The sequence below is a fragment of the Amycolatopsis sp. MtRt-6 genome, assembly GCF_017308975.1.
GTDB lineage: Bacteria > Actinomycetota > Actinomycetes > Mycobacteriales > Pseudonocardiaceae > Amycolatopsis.
In genome coordinates, this window is the sequence record NZ_JADWPD010000047.1 from 50110 (window position 1) to 65513 (window position 15404).

The 15404-nt window shown below is 70.1% G+C and carries 13 protein-coding genes; 7 read left to right on the top strand and 6 right to left on the bottom strand.

The genetic code is table 11. The annotated features are described in order from the left end of the window. Positions 1-16 precede the first annotated feature (16 nt). Both I4Q55_RS46100 and purD read right to left on the bottom strand, forming a co-directional pair. The gene (locus tag I4Q55_RS46100; RefSeq protein WP_206784471.1) at positions 17-397 is read right to left on the bottom strand and encodes a hypothetical protein; all 381 of its coding nucleotides are present in this window, start codon (positions 395-397) and stop codon (positions 17-19) included. A 124-nt stretch (positions 398-521) separates the two neighbouring features. After that, positions 522-1796 (bottom strand): phosphoribosylamine--glycine ligase, encoded by a 1275-nt coding sequence (gene purD / locus I4Q55_RS46105; protein ID WP_206784470.1) that lies wholly within the window; start codon positions 1794-1796, stop codon positions 522-524. A gap of 217 nt (positions 1797-2013) precedes the next feature. On the opposite strand from purD, the gene I4Q55_RS46110 reads away from it, so the two are divergent. From I4Q55_RS46110 to I4Q55_RS46120, 3 genes are all read left to right on the top strand, one after another. After that, positions 2014-3150, top strand: a complete 1137-nt coding sequence (locus tag I4Q55_RS46110) for a glycerophosphodiester phosphodiesterase (protein ID WP_206784469.1) — start codon at positions 2014-2016, stop codon at positions 3148-3150. Between the two features lie 37 nt (positions 3151-3187). Further along, on the top strand, positions 3188-4123 hold the full coding sequence (locus I4Q55_RS46115; protein WP_307793097.1) for a serine hydrolase domain-containing protein: 936 nt from the start codon (positions 3188-3190) through the stop codon (positions 4121-4123). Positions 4124-4193: 70 nt separating this feature from the next. Further along, complete coding sequence (locus I4Q55_RS46120) at positions 4194-5729, top strand: amino acid permease (protein WP_206784468.1); 1536 nt, start codon at positions 4194-4196, stop codon at positions 5727-5729. A 55-nt stretch (positions 5730-5784) separates the two neighbouring features. On the opposite strand, the gene I4Q55_RS46125 is transcribed toward I4Q55_RS46120, so the two are convergent. Next, positions 5785-6654: a hypothetical protein gene (locus tag I4Q55_RS46125; protein ID WP_206784467.1), complete on the bottom strand. Its 870-nt coding sequence runs from the start codon at positions 6652-6654 to the stop codon at positions 5785-5787. Positions 6655-6673: 19 nt separating this feature from the next. After that, positions 6674-7948 (bottom strand): hypothetical protein, encoded by a 1275-nt coding sequence (locus I4Q55_RS46130; RefSeq protein ID WP_242545131.1) that lies wholly within the window; start codon positions 7946-7948, stop codon positions 6674-6676. 309 nt (positions 7949-8257) lie between these two features. Here I4Q55_RS46130 and I4Q55_RS46135 point away from each other — a divergent pair, with 309 nt between their 5' ends. Further along, a complete protein-coding gene (locus tag I4Q55_RS46135; RefSeq protein ID WP_206784466.1) occupies positions 8258-9727 on the top strand; it encodes a carbohydrate kinase family protein in 1470 nt (489 codons plus the stop codon). Next, positions 9724-10443 (top strand): GTP cyclohydrolase II RibA, encoded by a 720-nt coding sequence (gene ribA, locus I4Q55_RS46140; RefSeq protein ID WP_206784465.1) that lies wholly within the window; start codon positions 9724-9726, stop codon positions 10441-10443. The genes I4Q55_RS46135 and ribA overlap by 4 nt, the downstream gene beginning before the upstream one ends. Before the next feature lie 46 nt (positions 10444-10489). Here ribA and I4Q55_RS46145 read toward each other — a convergent pair whose 3' ends face one another. Next, positions 10490-11731: an aromatic acid/H+ symport family MFS transporter gene (locus tag I4Q55_RS46145; protein ID WP_206784464.1), complete on the bottom strand. Its 1242-nt coding sequence runs from the start codon at positions 11729-11731 to the stop codon at positions 10490-10492. A gap of 138 nt (positions 11732-11869) precedes the next feature. Between I4Q55_RS46145 and I4Q55_RS46150 the strand changes: the two genes are divergently transcribed. Continuing rightward, positions 11870-13504 (top strand): sodium:proton antiporter, encoded by a 1635-nt coding sequence (locus I4Q55_RS46150; RefSeq protein WP_206784463.1) that lies wholly within the window; start codon positions 11870-11872, stop codon positions 13502-13504. Positions 13505-13612: 108 nt separating this feature from the next. Then, positions 13613-14110: an OsmC family protein gene (locus I4Q55_RS46155; RefSeq protein WP_206784462.1), complete on the top strand. Its 498-nt coding sequence runs from the start codon at positions 13613-13615 to the stop codon at positions 14108-14110. On the opposite strand, the gene I4Q55_RS46160 is transcribed toward I4Q55_RS46155, so the two are convergent. Continuing rightward, complete coding sequence (locus I4Q55_RS46160; protein WP_091304830.1) at positions 14107-15393, bottom strand: adenylosuccinate synthase; 1287 nt, start codon at positions 15391-15393, stop codon at positions 14107-14109. The genes I4Q55_RS46155 and I4Q55_RS46160 overlap by 4 nt on opposite strands. Positions 15394-15404: the final 11 nt, after the last annotated feature.

Consider the following 15404-nt stretch of genomic DNA (forward strand, 5'->3'; position numbering starts at 1 on the left):
GCCTCCGGCGATCCGGTTACGCACCGTGCTTGCCGCGGTCACCGAACACCGCCGCCTTCTCCTCTTCGCTGATCTTGTAGTCCTTCGCGGCTTCGCGCAGCTGCTCGACCAGGCGCTTGAGGCCGGCGACGTACTCGCGGACCTGGCCCGCGTAGGAGCGGTCGCCGTCGGCGATGAGGGTGTTCCAGGCCTGGACCGACTGGGTGCTGATCACGTCCGCGGACGGGGAGTCGATCCGCAGCTGGCCGAGCTTGGTCAGCAGCTGGTCTTCGAGCGCGTTGGCCTGCTCTTCGACGATCCGGGCGACGTCGAGGAGCTTGTCCGGGTGGACCAGGACGTCCGCGGCCGCCGGCGCCACCGGGACGGCCGAGCTGAGGTCGTACGAGGGTCCTGACATGCTCTCCCCTGACGTCATACGGACAGTGACCGGCCGGCTCCCGTCGAGGCTACCAACGCGGGTGTGGCGGCAGCCTGAGTTTGGACGAAGAGTGTGCCCGGCCGGTTCCCCCGATCCGTGGAAATCAGGCGCGCTGTTTCGCCGCCGGGGCGCCGACCTCGCCGTTCGCCGCCTTCAACGCGATGTCCGTGCGGTGGTGCGAGCCCGCGAGGTGGACCTTCTCGACGATCTCGTAGGCGTGCTTGCGCGCCGACTTGAGCGTCTTGCCGGTGCCGACGACCGAGAGCACGCGGCCGCCGGCGGAGACGACGGCGCCGTCGTCGCGGCGGCGGGTGCCGGCGTGCAGGACGCCTTCCAGCTCGGCTCCGGTGATGATGTCGCCGGTGCGCGGCTTGCCCGGGTAGCCGTCGGCCGCGACGACGACGGTGACGGCGGCGCCGCCCGCCCACTCCAGCGGCGGGTGCTCGGCGAGCTTGCCGGTGGCGGTGGCGTGCATCAGCCCGGCGATCGGGGTGCGCAGCAGGGCCAGCACGACCTGCGTCTCCGGGTCGCCGAAGCGGCAGTTGAACTCGATGACCTGCGGACCGTCGGAGGTCAGCGCGAGGCCGGCGTAGAGGAGGCCGGAAAAGGGGGCACCGCGGTTCACCAGCTCGTCGGCGACCGGCTGGACGACCGTCCTGACCAGCTCGTCGACCAGGTTTTCCGGCGCCCACGGCAGCGGCGCGTAGGCACCCATGCCGCCGGTGTTCGGGCCGGCGTCGCCGTCGCCGACGCGCTTGAAGTCCTGCGCGGGCAGCAGCGGGACGACGGTGTTGCCGTCGACGAAGCAGAACAGCGAGGCCTCCGGTCCGTCCAAAAAGGACTCCAGGAGGACCGGGTGCCCGCCGTCGAGCAGCATGATGGCGTGCTTGCGCGCGACGTCGATGTCCCGCGTGACGACGACGCCCTTGCCGGCGGCCAGCCCGTCGTCCTTGACCACCCAGGTCGGGCCGAAGCGCGCGAGCGCGGCATCGAGCCGGGCCGGGTTGTCGACGACCTCGCACCGCGCGGTCGGCACGTTCGCGGCAGCCATGACGTCCTTGGCGAAGGCCTTCGAGCCTTCGATCCGGGCGGCGGCGGCGGAGGGGCCGAAGCAGGCGATGCCGGCCTTGCGGACGGCGTCGGCGACCCCGGCGACGAGCGGCACCTCGGGACCGACCACGACCAGGTCGGCGTGCCAGCTCTTCGCGAGCGCCGCGACCGCGGCCGGGTCGGCGGCGTCGACGCCGAGCTGCTCGGCGACGGCGGCGGTCCCGGCGTTGCCGGGCGCGCAGGCCAGGGCCGTGACCGCGGGGTCGCCGGACGCCGCGAGGACGAGTGCATGCTCCCGGGCGCCGGAGCCGATTACCAGTACGCGCACGCCGCACAGCGTATCCGGCCGGGTTCGCGGGGGACATCGCGCCGTCGCCGGGAGCCCGGCGCGGTGGCTCCGCGACAGGGTGGGCGGCTCGCCCGCGAACAGGAGTCCACGCGCCGTTTACCGGTTCGACCGGCCAGGTACGTACTTCGGACGCTTGCGACATCGAGGGTGGCGCGAGTACATCCAGGGCACACCCTGTGTGAAAAGAGGTCACGAGATGAAGCGCAAACGTGTCGGCGTCCTGGCACTGGCCGGGCTGGCGTTGCTCAGCGTCACCGGGTTCGCGATCGGGTCGGCGAATGCCGCCGAGAGCGGGTCCGCCGATGCGGCCGCGCACGGGCGGGGCCACCATGACCCCGTGATCATCGGACACCGCGGCGCGCCCGGGTACCGGCCGGAGCACACCCTCGCCTCCTACGAGCTCGCCTACCGGATGGGCGTCGACTGGGTCGACGTCGACCTCGTGCCCACCAAGGACGGCCAGCTCGTCGCCCGGCACGAGCCCGAGATCGGCGGCACCACCGACGTCGCGAAGCACCCTGAGTTCGCGAACCGGAAGAAGACCGTCGTGCTCGACGGCGTCACCACCACCGGGTGGTTCACGCAGGACTTCACGCTCGCCGAGCTGAAGACGCTGCGCGCCGTCGAACGGATCCCGCAGAACCGGCCGCACAACACGCTGTACAACGGCCGCTACCAGATCGCCTCCTACCAGGAGGTGCTCGACCTGACCAAGCGGCTCGGCAAGGAGCTGCGCCGGACGCTCGGCACCTACCCCGAGGTCAAGCACTCGACGTTCTTCCAGACCATCGGCAACCCGACCGAGCCGAAGCTGGTGGCGATCCTCAAGCGCAACGGCCTCGACCGGCCGGACGCGCCCGCGATCATCCAGTCGTTCGAGGTGTCGAACCTGATCGCGCTGCACAAGCAGGTCCGGACGCCGCTGCTGCAGCTGACGTCGGCGACCGGCGCCCCGGCCGACTTCGTCGCGAAGGGCGACCCGCGGACGTACAAGGACCTCGTGACGCCGCAGGGCCTGCGTGACATCGCGAAGTACGCGAAGTACCTCGGGCCGGAGAAGGCGCAGATCATTCCCCTGGACGCGGCCGGGAACCTGACCCGGCCGACCGCGCTCGTCGCCGACGCGCACCAGGCCGGCCTGCAGGTGCAGCCGTACACCTTCCGGAACGAGAACCCGTTCCTGCCCGCGAACCTGCGCTCGTCGGCCGAGCCGGACGCCTACGGTGACGTCTTCACCGAGGAAGCGGCGTTCTTCCGGGCCGGCGTCGACGGCTTCTTCGCCGACCAGCCGGACACCGCGCTGGAGGCGCTGCACGCGTTCCTCGGGCGGTAACTCTGCCCTTAAGTGATTGGCCGCGAAGGGGGCTTCCGTGGACGCTGTGTCCATGGAAGCCCCCTTTTCCGGCGTCGTACTGGTCAGCCGCGGCGACGAGACGCTGCTCGCCGAAGCGTCCGGGTACGCGCACGTCGCCCACCGCATCGAAAACACCGTCGGCACGCGGTTCGCGATCGCCAGCGGCACCAAGGGGTTCACCGCGCTGGTCGTCGTCGGCCTCGTCGCCGAGGGCCTGCTGAAGCTGGAGACCACCGCGCGCGAGGTCCTCGGCGCCGACCTGCCGCTGATCGATGCCGCGGTGACCGTCGAGCACCTGCTGACGCACACATCCGGGATCGGCGACTACTGCGACGAAGAGGCCGAGCCGCCGCCGAATCCGCTGCTCGCCACGTCCGCCGACTACCTCGCCGCGCTCGACGGCTTCCCGCAGCGCACGCCACCGGGCCGGGAGTTCCGCTACAACAACGGCGCGTTCGTCGTCCTCGCGGTGATCGCCGAACGGATCGCGGGCATACCTTTCGCCGACCTCGTGCGGACCCGGGTGACCGAGCCGGCCGGGATGACGGACACGGCGTTCCTCCGCTCGGACGCGCTGCCGGCCCGGACGGCGACCGGCTACCTCGAAGACGGCCGCACCAACGTGTTCAGCCTGCCGGTCGTGGGCCACGGCGACGGCGGGATCTACAGCTCGGCACCGGACTTCCGGAAGTTCTGGCCCGCGCTCCTCGACGGCAGGCTCGTGCCGAGCGAATGGGTGACGCGGATGCTGCGGCCGCACGCCGACGGCTACGGCCTCGGCTTCTGGCTGCCCCGGCCCGGCGTGGTCCGGCTGGAGGGCGGCGACCACGGCGTCACGTTCCGGAGCACGCACGAGCCGGCGTCCGGGCTCACCGCGACCCTCATCTCGAACGACCACCGAGGTGGCGGGCCCCTGCTGCGGCGGCTGGACGAGTTCTTGACGAAGGCTTGACACCCTCCGGGACCGGGGCTACCTTCGGCGAATTCAATGGTCTGGCCGCATACCTTTCAAGAGGTGCCCGATGGATGTTTCCGACCAGCAGACCACCCCCGACGACGACGCGGCCCGGCTGCACCAGCTGGGCTACGCGCAAGAGCTGAAACGGACGATGTCGGCGTTCTCGAACTTCGCCGTCTCGTTCACGATCATCTCGATCCTCTCCGGCTGCCTCACGCTCTACGGCTTCGGCATGAAGACCGGCGGCCCGGCCGCGATGATCTGGGGCTGGCCACTGGTCGGGCTGTTCGTCATCCTGGTCGGGCTCGGCATGGCCGAGGTCTGCTCCAGCTACCCGACCGCCGGCGGGCTGTACTACTGGGCCGCGAAGCTCGCGCCCGGCAAGTCCGGACCCGCGTGGTCGTGGTTCACCGGCTGGTTCAACCTCATCGGCCAGATCGCGGTCACCGCGGGCATCGACTTCGGAGCGGCGCTGTTCCTCAACGCGTTCCTCGACCTGCAGTTCGGCTTCGAGGCGACACCGGGGCACACGATCCTGCTGCTGGCGATCATCCTCGTGGTGCACGGCCTGCTGAACACCTTCGGCGTGCGGATCGTGGCGATCCTCAACAACGTCAGCGTGTGGTGGCACCTCATCGGCGTGCTGGTGATCGTCGGCGTGCTGATCTTCGTGCCGGCCAAGCACCAGGACGCGTCGTTCGTCTTCGGCAGCTTCGTCAACCAGACGGGCTGGGGCTCGGCGTTCTACGTCTTCGCGCTGGGTCTGTTGGTGGCGCAGTACACGCTGACCGGTTATGACGCGTCCGCGCACATGACCGAGGAGACGAAGAGCGCGGCAACGGCCGGGCCGCGCGGCATCGTCATGTCGATCGTCGTCTCGCTCGTCGCCGGCTGGATCCTGCTGATCGGCCTGACGTTCGCGATCCAGGACTACGACGGCGCTGTCGGCTCGGCCACCGGCGTGCCGCCCGCGCAGATCTTCATCGACGCCACCGGCGCCGTCACCGGCAAGTTCCTGTTGCTGATCTGCATCGGCGCCCAGCTGTTCTGCGGCATGGCGTCGGTGACGGCGAACTCGCGGATGATCTACGCGTTCGCTCGCGACGGCGCGATCCCGGGATCGGGCTTCTGGCACCGGATCAACAAGCGCACGCAGACGCCGACCAACGCGGTGTGGCTCGCCGCGGGCGGCGCGCTGGTGCTGGCCCTGCCGTACCTGTGGAGCGCGACGGCCTACGCGGCGGTGACGTCGATCGCCGTGGTGGGACTGTATGTGGCGTACGTGATCCCGGTGTTCCTGCGCGTCCGCCGTGGCGACTCGTTCGAGCCGGGGCCGTGGACGCTCGGCAAGTGGGGCAAGCCGGTCGGCATCGTCGCGACGGTGTGGGTCGCGCTGATCTTCGTGCTCTTCATGCTGCCGCAGGTTTCGCCGGTGACCGCCGATTCGTTCAACTACACGCCGATCGCCTTCCTCGTGGTGCTGGGCGGGGCCGCCCTGTGGTGGGCGGTTTCGGCCCGGAAGTGGTTCAAGGGGCCGAAGGTGCAGGGGTCGGAGGCGGAACTGGCCGCGGTGGAACAGGAACTCAAGGAACTGGGCTGAGTTGTCGTGGGTGGTGAGGCGGGGTTCGAACCCCGCCTCACCACCCACGACGCGCTCACTCGGCGGGCGCGCCGATGGCGTCCTCCCGCTCGGCGCGGCGGCGCAGCAGGTCGTGCTGGCACCCCAGCTCGTAGGCCTGGTCCTCGTACTCGCGCTTGGCGGCCAGGTGTGGCCGGACGCACTCGCTGTAGTGGCGCAGGTCATCCTGCTCCAGGGAGCCGTCGCGGAAGGCCGTCCAGAACACCAGCGTCGCCGACACGACCATGACGAGCGCGACGAGCACCGCCATCAGCAGCGCGAGGCCGTTCATCCCCGACAGCAGCCCCTCGGTGGAGACCCGGACGAACATCACCACGCCCATCAGGCCCACCAGCAGCCCGACGGTGAGCAAGCTCAGCTTCGCGCCGGTGGACAGCCTGCTCCACTCCAACTGGCGGCGGTGGTTCTTGTGCTGGCGCTGGTTGTGACCCAGGTGGTGCAACGCGGTCGCGGCGCCGACGGTGGCCAGCACCGAGATCACCACGCTGATGAGCAGCGGCAAGCCGAGCGGGGCCGCCCAGTCGACGTTGAAGACCGAGCTGGCCAGCCACAGCATGATCGGCAGGTCGACCACGGTGACGATGAGGAGGGTCAGCACCCGGGTGAGCCGGTTGACGCGGCGGTGGCGCAGGCTGCCGCGCACCTGTTCCAGCTCGATCAGCCCGTCGAGGAGCCCGGCCCTGGCGTGGGCTTCGGCGACCGTCAGGTTCTGCCCGTGCGGGCCGACGACGTGGTCGTCCATCACCCGGTCGCGCAGGTAGCGCAGCTCCCGGATCCGGGCGAGCAGCCGGTCACCGGCCGCCGAGGAGCCCCCGGTGTGCTGCCCCTCCCGTTGGCGTCGCGGCTGCGGGAGTGGCAGGTTGCGTGTTTCGTCGCTGCTGGTCATGGCGGTACCTCCTCGTCTGCTAGTAATTGATCTCCACCCGCCGCATCGCGGCTGCCGCGGCTTCGTCGAACCGGCCGCCCACCATCGCCGTCCGGCCGGGCTGGGTGCCGACCCCAGCCATGTCGACCCGCTGGCGCACCCCGGCCTGGCCGAGCGCGTCGGCCACCGCGCGGGCACGCTGGTCGGCCAGTGCCTGGCGGCCGGCCGCGGTCGATCCCGGCGGATCGGCGGCGTAGCCCCGAACGGTCACCACCGCGCCGGGCCGGTCCGCCAGCCGCCCGGTGATGCTCCCGGCGAGCGTGCGCAGCAGGTCGAGGGCGCCTGGGGACAGCACCGCGGAATCGCCCGAGAACCCGAGTGCGCTGTCGGACACGGTGGTGCTGACCTGGCCCGCGGGCCCGACCACCGATGTCACCCCTGGCACGGGCACGACCGGCGTGGCCACGGTGGCGTGTGGCAGGTGGGCGGCGACGCGCTTGTCGTCGAAGTCGCAGCCGGCGGCTTGAGCTCGTGCACAGATCGCTTGCCAGTACTGGAGGAGTTTGTCGTGCGTGGGGCCGGGCAGAGGCGGCTGCGCGCCGGCGACACTGCCGAGCCCGGTGAACAGCACGTGCCAGTTTTCGAGGTGCGGCAACGCGTTCTTGGCGGCCAGCTGGCTCGCCACCGTCTCCGGATCGGCGTCCCACCCGACCTGCCGCAGGTCGAAGGCCCCGGCCGTGCTCAGCCCGCTGCTCACCACGATCAGCCGCCCGGGAGCGGCCCCGCGGACGGCGGCGTCGATCCCCCCGAGCAGGTCGAGCCCGGACCGCGCGGCAGCGGTGGCCGCGACCGTGTCGGCGACGGCCTGAACGTTGCGCTCGATGAGCGACGGTCGTTGCAACCCGTGCTCCAGCGATCCGTCCGCTCGCCTCGGCGTGAGGACGACCTCGCGCGAGCCGGCACCGTCGGCGGCCGAAACGAGCGCCACGCTGCTGTTGCCGGAGCCCTGCGACGAGACGTTTCCGCTGTTCGCGGCGTCGACGAGGAGCTTGCGGGCCATATCGGTTACGGCGGGGCGGGGCTCGTTCGCGGTGGCGCTCGCGACGATGACGACGCGGTCTCCGCCGGAGGAGCTGACCGGCTTCGAAGGGACGGCGCACCCGGCGACTGACAGCACCAGCAATCCCAGCACGGCAATTGCCGGACTCCGTCGCGTTCCGGCGCGGATCAGCGCGTCTTCCTGCGGAATCCGCAGCGCGGACGCCGTGTCGGCGAGACGGGTTTCGTGGCCTGAACCGAAGGTGCAGGGCTTCATGGCGACCTCCTTGGGGCCGATGAGGCAACCCAAGGGTGACATTTGCCGAGTAACGATGTCAATTGACACCGCGATAGACCGGACAGGTCATTTACGGCCACCACCTCGGCGCCCTCTCGCTGAGGAGTCGAGCGCCGGTCAAAACCGGGGAGTCACACCTGAACGGACTAGCGGAGGAGGTACTCTCGCCTGCGGCAGGTGAACCGATCGTGACGCACACTCGTGGACCTGCCATGGAGTCGCCCGAAGTTTGTCCAACAAGTGTCATCTTGAAGAGGTCAAATGACAGGGGAAGGGTAGGCTGGGCTGATGGCGAAGCCCGACGCCGCCGTCGAGGGCGTCCGAAACGTCTTCCTCAAGTTGCGCACCCGCAGCGGCCTCACCGTCGAGCGGCTCAGCGCGACGGAGGTCGACGTCGCGCTGCTCGCCGACCTGCCCGTCGTGCGCCGGTACGCGCGTGAGCACGCCGTGTCCACCGACCAGGCCATCGTCGACGTCGTCACCCGGGTCGCCGGCGATCTCGAGCCGACCGACCGGCTGATCGTCGACGCGGTGCTCGCCCTCCGCGTGCTCGACGACGTGCTCTCCGACCGGCCGAAGCTGCGTGGGCTGTACGCCGACGACCTCGGCGAGCGGCGCAATGCGCTCGCCCGGCACTGGGAGACCTACCACCGCCTGCTCGACGTGACCGAGATTCCCCCGGCGCCGACGGTGCGCACCCTGCGTGGTCCCGTCGAGGCACGCGCGCTGCTCCAGCTCGCCGAGCGCTGCGTGCACGGTCCGGAAGCACTGCTGGAGCCGGCCGCCGATGCCCGTGAACCCAGCAACTCGATCGTCGTGGTCGGGGGCGCGGTGACGGACGTGGTCGTGGTCTCCGACGAGCTACCCGAAATCGGGGCTGCGGTGCAGGCGAGCTCATTCGAGGAGCACCCGGGCGGCAAGGGGCTCAACCTGGCGGTCGCCGCCCGGCGGTTCGGCCTCCGCGCGCGGCTCTGCGCCGCCATCGGGGGCGACGAGGCCGCACGCGAGCTCACGCGCTACATGCAGCAAGAAGGCCTCTCGACCGAGCTGATCCGGACGACGCCGGGAGAGGCGAACCCGCGGGCCCTGATGCTCGTGACACAAAGGGGTGAAACCCGTTATTTGGGCTGGATGAACACGGGTAAGGTCTCGCTGTCCACCACGGAATTCGAACAACCGCGCACGAAACAAGCAATCGCCGACGCCGATGCGGTCATGGTCACCTTGGAACCACCGGTGGAAACGGTGCAATGGGCGCTCGACGCGGCCGCCCGGCAATCACCGAAACCGCTGGTTCTTTTGCAGGCTTCGCCACCCACGGCAACGCCGCAACAGCTTTACCGGCATCTTCACGGCGTCGATTACCTCGTCGGCCGTGAAGGCGAACTGCGCGGGCTCCTGTCCTACCCGGACCGCCCCGGCACGGTCGACGCGCTGGCTGAGGAACTGCTCACCCTAGGCGTGGAGACAGTCTGCGTGGTGGAGAACTTCGGCGCCAAGATCCGGTCCCGGACCCGGTCCAGGGACATCGAGGGCCCGAACGTTCCGCTCGAAGACACTCCCGGGGCCCGCGAAGCGTTTTCCGCGGCCCTGACCTTCCAACTCCTCAAGGACGGCCGAGACCTGACCTGGGATGCCCTCGAATGGGCGATCCGGGCCATGACCGCCAACCTCACGATCGAGGAGATCACCGACTCCATGCCCGGTACCGAAGACGTCGACCGGCTGTGGAGAAAATCCGACGTGGAGAACCCGTGACCGAGGTCGTGGAGCACAGATTGCAGGATTCGGACGGCGATTTCCGGGTCGTCGTCCTCGCCGGTACCGAGCAGCCCAATCCGGCGTGCGCGGCGGTGTTCGGCGAACCGCGGGACGGCTGCCTCGTGCGAATCCAGTCCCGATGCCTCTACGGCGAGATATTCGGATCCACCAACTGCGACTGCCTTTACCAGCTCGACAAGTCGCTCGAGGAGATCAAGCAGAACTCCGGGGTCCTCATCTACCTGGATCAGGAAGGCCGTGGTGCCGGTCTCCTGACGAAGGCGCGGGGATACCGGCTTTGCCAGGAAACCGGCATCGACACGTTCGCCGCGTACGCGGCGATGGAGTGCAAGGCCGATTCGCGGTCGTACGGCGACGCGGTAGCGCTGCTGAAGCAGCTGGGACTCAAGGAAGTCACGCTGCTCACCAACAACCCCGGGAAGCTGGAAGGCCTCGAGCTCGGCGAGATCAAGGTGCGGCCACGGCCGTTGCTCATCCCGGAGCCGGGCGAGCACACGCTCGCCTACCTGGTCGCCAAGCGCGACAACCAGGAACACATGCTGTCCATCGCCGCGCGGCTGCGGTGGCGGGTCATCCGGTTCGCCGGGTCACGCTGGCTCAGCCCGCGCCGGGCTGCGCTGCGCAAGGCCGCGGTCCAGCCCGTCGGCGCGTTGGCGGAAACCGGCAGTGTGAGCGAGAAGCAGGTCGCCTGACAGCCGGTCCCGGACAGCCCGTCACGGCTGGCCGGGACCGTAGCTTTCACGTCGTCGCAGGTCGGGACTCCGTAGCTGCCGAGGTGCTGTCCTGAGCTGGGGAGCGGCGGCCGGGGCGGACCACCGTCACGGCTGCCGCGCCCAGGGCGCCCACGGCCGCGAACGCGTAGAAGCCCCACGGGTACGCGATTCCCGCCGTCAGCAACGCGCCGCCGAGGAGGGGGCCCGAGATGGCGCCGATCCGGCCGATGCCCGCCGACCAGCCGAGGCCCGTCGCGCGGATCGCGTCCGGGTAGATGCGGCCGACGTACGCGTACACCAGCACCTGGGCGCTGAACACGAAACAGCCCGTCAGGAACACCGCCGCGTACAGCCCCACCGCCGGCAGCTTCACGCTCAGCAGCGCGAGGAACACCGCGCCCGCGCAGAACCAGGCGATCGCCGACGGGCGGATGCCGACGCGGTCGGCGACCCGGCCCGCGACCAGCAGGCCCACGATGCCCCCGACGTTCAGCGTCAGCAGCAGGCTCAGCGCCGCGCCCAGTGGGTAGCCGGCCTGGCGCATGATCTCCGGCAGCCACGTGTTCAGCCCGTAGACCAGCAGCAGGCCCATGAACGAGGTGACCCAGAAAGCGATCGTCGCGCGCAGCAGGCCGCCGCGGAACAGCCCGGCGACGGCGTGCCCGGCCGACCGCTCGCTCTCGCGGACCCGCTCGAACGTCTCGGACTCCGGCAGGTACTTCACCATCAGCGGGACCAGCACCACGGCGGGCAGCGCGCCCGCGACGAACATCGCGCGCCAGCCCAGTGGCGCGATCAGCACGATGCCCAGCAGCGCGGTCAGCACCGCGCCGACGTGGTAGCCGGTCATCACCGTGGTCGTCGCGCTGCCGGACCTGCCGTGGCGCGCGTACTCCGTGACGAGCGTGATCGCCGTCGGCAGGCAGCCGCCGAGGCCGAGCCCGGCCACGAACCGCAGCAACCCGAAGACGAACGTCGACGGCGCGAACGCGCACAGCAGCGTGCACAGCGAGAACAGCGTGACGGAGATGATCAGCGACTTCCGGCGGCCGATGACGTCGGTGACCGTGCCGATCGCCAGCCCGCCCAGCATCATCCCGGCGAGCCCCACGGTCGACACGACCGACGCCGTGGCGGGCGTCAGGCCCCAGACGTGGCCGCGGAGGAGCACGGGCAGCACGGTGCCGAGCACGACCAGGTCGAACCCGTCGAGCAGGACGGCTGTCCAGGCCAGGGGCACGACCCAGCCGCGGGTACCAGGGGACATCGGAACCTCCGGAGGTGCGCGTGTTCCGCACAGGTGTGCGTATTGCGAACAGCATGCATGTGGGGTCCGACACTTTCCAGCGCCTTTCCGCTCACCGGAAGCCGAGCAAGGCCGTGCGACCTGCGGAAAGATCGGGCTGTGGAGATCTTGACGTTGATGGGCGTGCTCGCCGGTTCGCTCGCGCTGACGGCGATCGCACGGCGCTGGAACCTGTCCGCGCCGTTGCTGGTGGTGGTCGTCGCGCTCGGCGTCGGGCTGATCCCCGGCGTGCCGCGGCTGGAGCTGGAGCCCGAGCTGATCCTCACCGTCGTGCTGCCGCCGCTGCTCTATTCGACGTCGCTCGAGAGCTCGCTGACGCACTTCAAGACCAACCTGCGGCCGATCATCGCGCTGGGCGTGGTGCTGGTGGCGGTGACCGCGGTGGTCGTCGCCGTCGTGGTGCACCTGCTGCTGCCGGACGTGCCGTTCGCGTCCGCGCTGGTCCTCGGCGCGGTCGTGGCGCCGCCGGACGCGGTGACGGCGGTGGCGATCGGACGCAAGCTCGGCCTGCCCCGGCGGGTGATGGCCGTGCTGACCGGGGAAAGCCTGGTGAACGACGCCGCCGCGCTGACGCTGTACAAGGTCGCGCTCGCCGCGGTCGCGGGCACCGCGGGCTCGGCCGGGCACGGGTTCGCGGTGTTCGGGGTGGCGACCGCGCTCGGCATCGCGGTGGGCCTGGCGATCGGCGTCGTCGTGGTGCTGATCCGGCGGCTGCTCGACGACCCGCTGATGGAGTCGGCGTTCGGGATCATCGTGCCGTTCGCCGCGTACGTCACCGCCGAGCACCTGCACCCCTTCGGCGACGACTTCAGCGGGTCAGGCGTGCTCGCCGTCGTCGCGGCCGGCCTCTACCTGGGGCACCGCTCGCTGTACGCGTCACCGGCGACCCGCATGCAGGACAGATCGGTGTGGGCGTCGATCGACGTCCTGCTGGAGGCGCTGGTGTTCGCGCTGATGGGGCTGCAGCTGCCGTTCGTGCTGGACGGCGCCCAGCACGCGGCCCGAGACAACGGCACGCTCGCGCTGGTCGCGGTGGCCGTCCTGGCGGTGACGATGCTGGTGCGGATTCCCGCGGTGTTCGTCTCCGCGTACCTGCCACGGGCGATGCGGCTGTTCGGCCGCGGCCGCGCGGCGCCGTCGTGGCGGGTACTGGCGGTGGTCTCGTGGACGGGCATGCGCGGGGTGGTCACGTTGGCGGCGGCGGCCGGGGTGCCGGCCGGGACACCGGGCCGCGAGGAGATCCAGCTGTTCGCGTTCACCGTGGCCATCGGGACGGTGCTGCTCCAGGGGCTGACGCTGCCGCCGCTGATCCGGGCACTGAAGGTCGAGGACCCGTCCGAGGCCGCCCGTGACGAGGCCGAAGAACTCGCCGCGCGCGAAGTGGCGAAGAAGGCAGCGCAGGAACGGCTGCGCGAGCTCAGCCGCGAGCGGCTGGCTTCGCTGGACCTGCCCCCGGAGAAGGTGGACCGGCTCAAGGACCGGCTCCAGCGGTTGATCGACATGCGCTACCGGTTCGCCAAGGCGGCGATCACGCTGTCCGGCGAAGAACATTCGGGGAGTCCGCAGGCCCAGTTCGCGAAGGCCCGGCGCGAGCTGCTGATCACCCAGCGCAAGGCGATGATCGAGGAGAACCGCGCGGGCCGCCTCGACGACGACGTGCTGCGGAAGGTGTTGCGGGAACTGGACCTGGAGGAGCTGGCGGTGTCGGCGACTATCCCGAACCGCCTGGGCTAGCAAGCGCTTCCGCATGCCGGACACCCCGGCTCCCAACGCATGAGAACCCGAGCGCCCGGGAGTGAAATCCCCCACCCTGAAGCGAAATCACGATCTTCAGGAGAGCCCATGTCGCTGACCGAAGTCATCGAAGGCACCCGCAGGGCCGTCGACGCCGATCCGCACAACGCCGCCGTCTCCTTCAGCGTCGGCAACGCCCTCAAGCCCGGGACCCGGACCGAAGTCGAGGTCAAGGTGCGGGACCACAGCTTCACCGTCGACGAGCCGGCCGCGCTCGGCGGCACCGACCAGGCCGCCAACCCCGTCGAGTACGCGCTCGCCGCCCTCGGCTCCTGCCAGGTGATCACCTACCAGTTCTGGGCGGCGAAGCGCGGGATTCCGCTCGACTCCGTCAAGGTCACCGTGGACGGGGACCTCGACCTGCACGGCTTCTTCGGCTTCTCCTTCAACACGCGGCCCGGCTTCGGGGACGTCCGCGTGTCCGTCGAGCTCGAAGGCCCGGCGAGCCGGGAGCGCTACGAAGACCTCAAGCGCGAGGTCGACGAGCACTGCCCGGTGCTCGACCTGTTCCGGAACGAAACGCCCGTCAGCACGAAGCTGACTTAAACGAACTGGTGCCGGACGATCGTCTGCTCGCGGCCCGGGCCGACGCCGATCGCGGAAATCCGGGCGCCCGACAGCTCTTCCAGGCGCTCGACGTACGCGCGAGCGTTCGCCGGGAGCTCCTCGAACGTGCGGCACGCGGAGATGTCCTCGAACCAGCCCGGGTGCTCTTCGTAGATCGGGATCGCGTGGTGCACGTCGGTCTGCGTCATCGGCATGTCCTGGGTGCGGAATCCGTCGACTTCGTAGCCGACGCACACCGGAACCTTCTCCAGGCCGGACAACACGTCCAGCTTCGTGAGGAAGTAGTCGGTGATGCCGTTGACGCGCACCGCGTACCGGGCGATCACCGCGTCGAACCAGCCGGTGCGCCGCGAGCGGCCCGTCGTCACGCCGAACTCGCCGCCCTGCTTGCGCAGGTACTCGCCGGACTCGTCGTGCAGCTCGGTCGGGAACGGGCCGGAGCCGACGCGGGTGGTGTAGGCCTTGAGGATGCCGAGCACCGTCGTGATGCGGCCCGGGCCGATGCCCGAGCCCGCGCTCGCGCCGCCGGACGTCGGGTTCGACGACGTCACGAACGGGTAGGTGCCGTGGTCGACGTCGAGCAGCGTGCCCTGGGACCCCTCCAGCAGCACGGTTTCGCCGCGCTCCAGGGCCTGGTTGAGCTGCAGGCGCGTGTCGGCGATGCGGTGCGCGAACTTCTCGCCCGCCGCCAGCACCTCGTCGGCGACCTGGTCGGCGTCGAGCGCCTTGCGGTTGTAGACCTTCACCAGCACCTGGTTCTTGAACTCCAGCGCGGCTTCGACCTTCTGGCGGAAGATCTTCTCGTCGAGCAGGTCCTGCACGCGGACGCCGACGCGGGCGATCTTGTCCTGGTAGCACGGCCCGATGCCGCGGCCGGTGGTGCCGATCTTGCGGCTGCCGAGGTACCGCTCGGTGACTTTGTCGATGGCCACGTGGTACGGCATGATCAGGTGCGCGTCGGCCGAAATCAGCAGCTTGGACGTGTCCACGTCCCGCGCTTCGAGGCCGGAAAGCTCGTCGAGCAGCACGCCGGGGTCGACCACCACGCCGTTGCCGATGACGTTCGTCACACCCGGGGTCAGGATGCCGGACGGGATGAGGTGCAGGGCGAAGTTCTCGCCGTTCGGCAGGACGACCGTGTGACCGGCGTTGTTGCCACCCTGGTACCGGACGACCCACTGGACGCGGTCACCCATCAGGTCGGTGGCCTTGCCCTTGCCTTCGTCTCCCCATTGGGCACCGATGAGCACGATGGCCGGCATGTGACACTCCA

Bases quoted from the DNA above. Each gene is read 5' to 3' on its own strand.
- I4Q55_RS46100 (WP_206784471.1), bottom strand. From the start codon at position 397: ATGTCAGGACCCTCGTACGACCTCAGCTCGGCCGTCCCGGTGGCGCCG.
- I4Q55_RS46110 (WP_206784469.1), top strand. From the start codon at position 2,014: ATGAAGCGCAAACGTGTCGGCGTCCTGGCACTGGCCGGGCTGGCGTTG.
- I4Q55_RS46120 (WP_206784468.1), top strand. From the start codon at position 4,194: ATGGATGTTTCCGACCAGCAGACCACCCCCGACGACGACGCGGCCCGG.
- I4Q55_RS46125 (WP_206784467.1), bottom strand. From the start codon at position 6,654: ATGACCAGCAGCGACGAAACACGCAACCTGCCACTCCCGCAGCCGCGA.
- I4Q55_RS46130 (WP_242545131.1), bottom strand. From the start codon at position 7,948: ATGAAGCCCTGCACCTTCGGTTCAGGCCACGAAACCCGTCTCGCCGAC.
- I4Q55_RS46135 (WP_206784466.1), top strand. From the start codon at position 8,258: ATGGCGAAGCCCGACGCCGCCGTCGAGGGCGTCCGAAACGTCTTCCTC.
- I4Q55_RS46145 (WP_206784464.1), bottom strand. From the start codon at position 11,731: ATGTCCCCTGGTACCCGCGGCTGGGTCGTGCCCCTGGCCTGGACAGCC.
- I4Q55_RS46155 (WP_206784462.1), top strand. From the start codon at position 13,613: ATGTCGCTGACCGAAGTCATCGAAGGCACCCGCAGGGCCGTCGACGCC.
- I4Q55_RS46160 (WP_091304830.1), bottom strand. From the start codon at position 15,393: ATGCCGGCCATCGTGCTCATCGGTGCCCAATGGGGAGACGAAGGCAAG.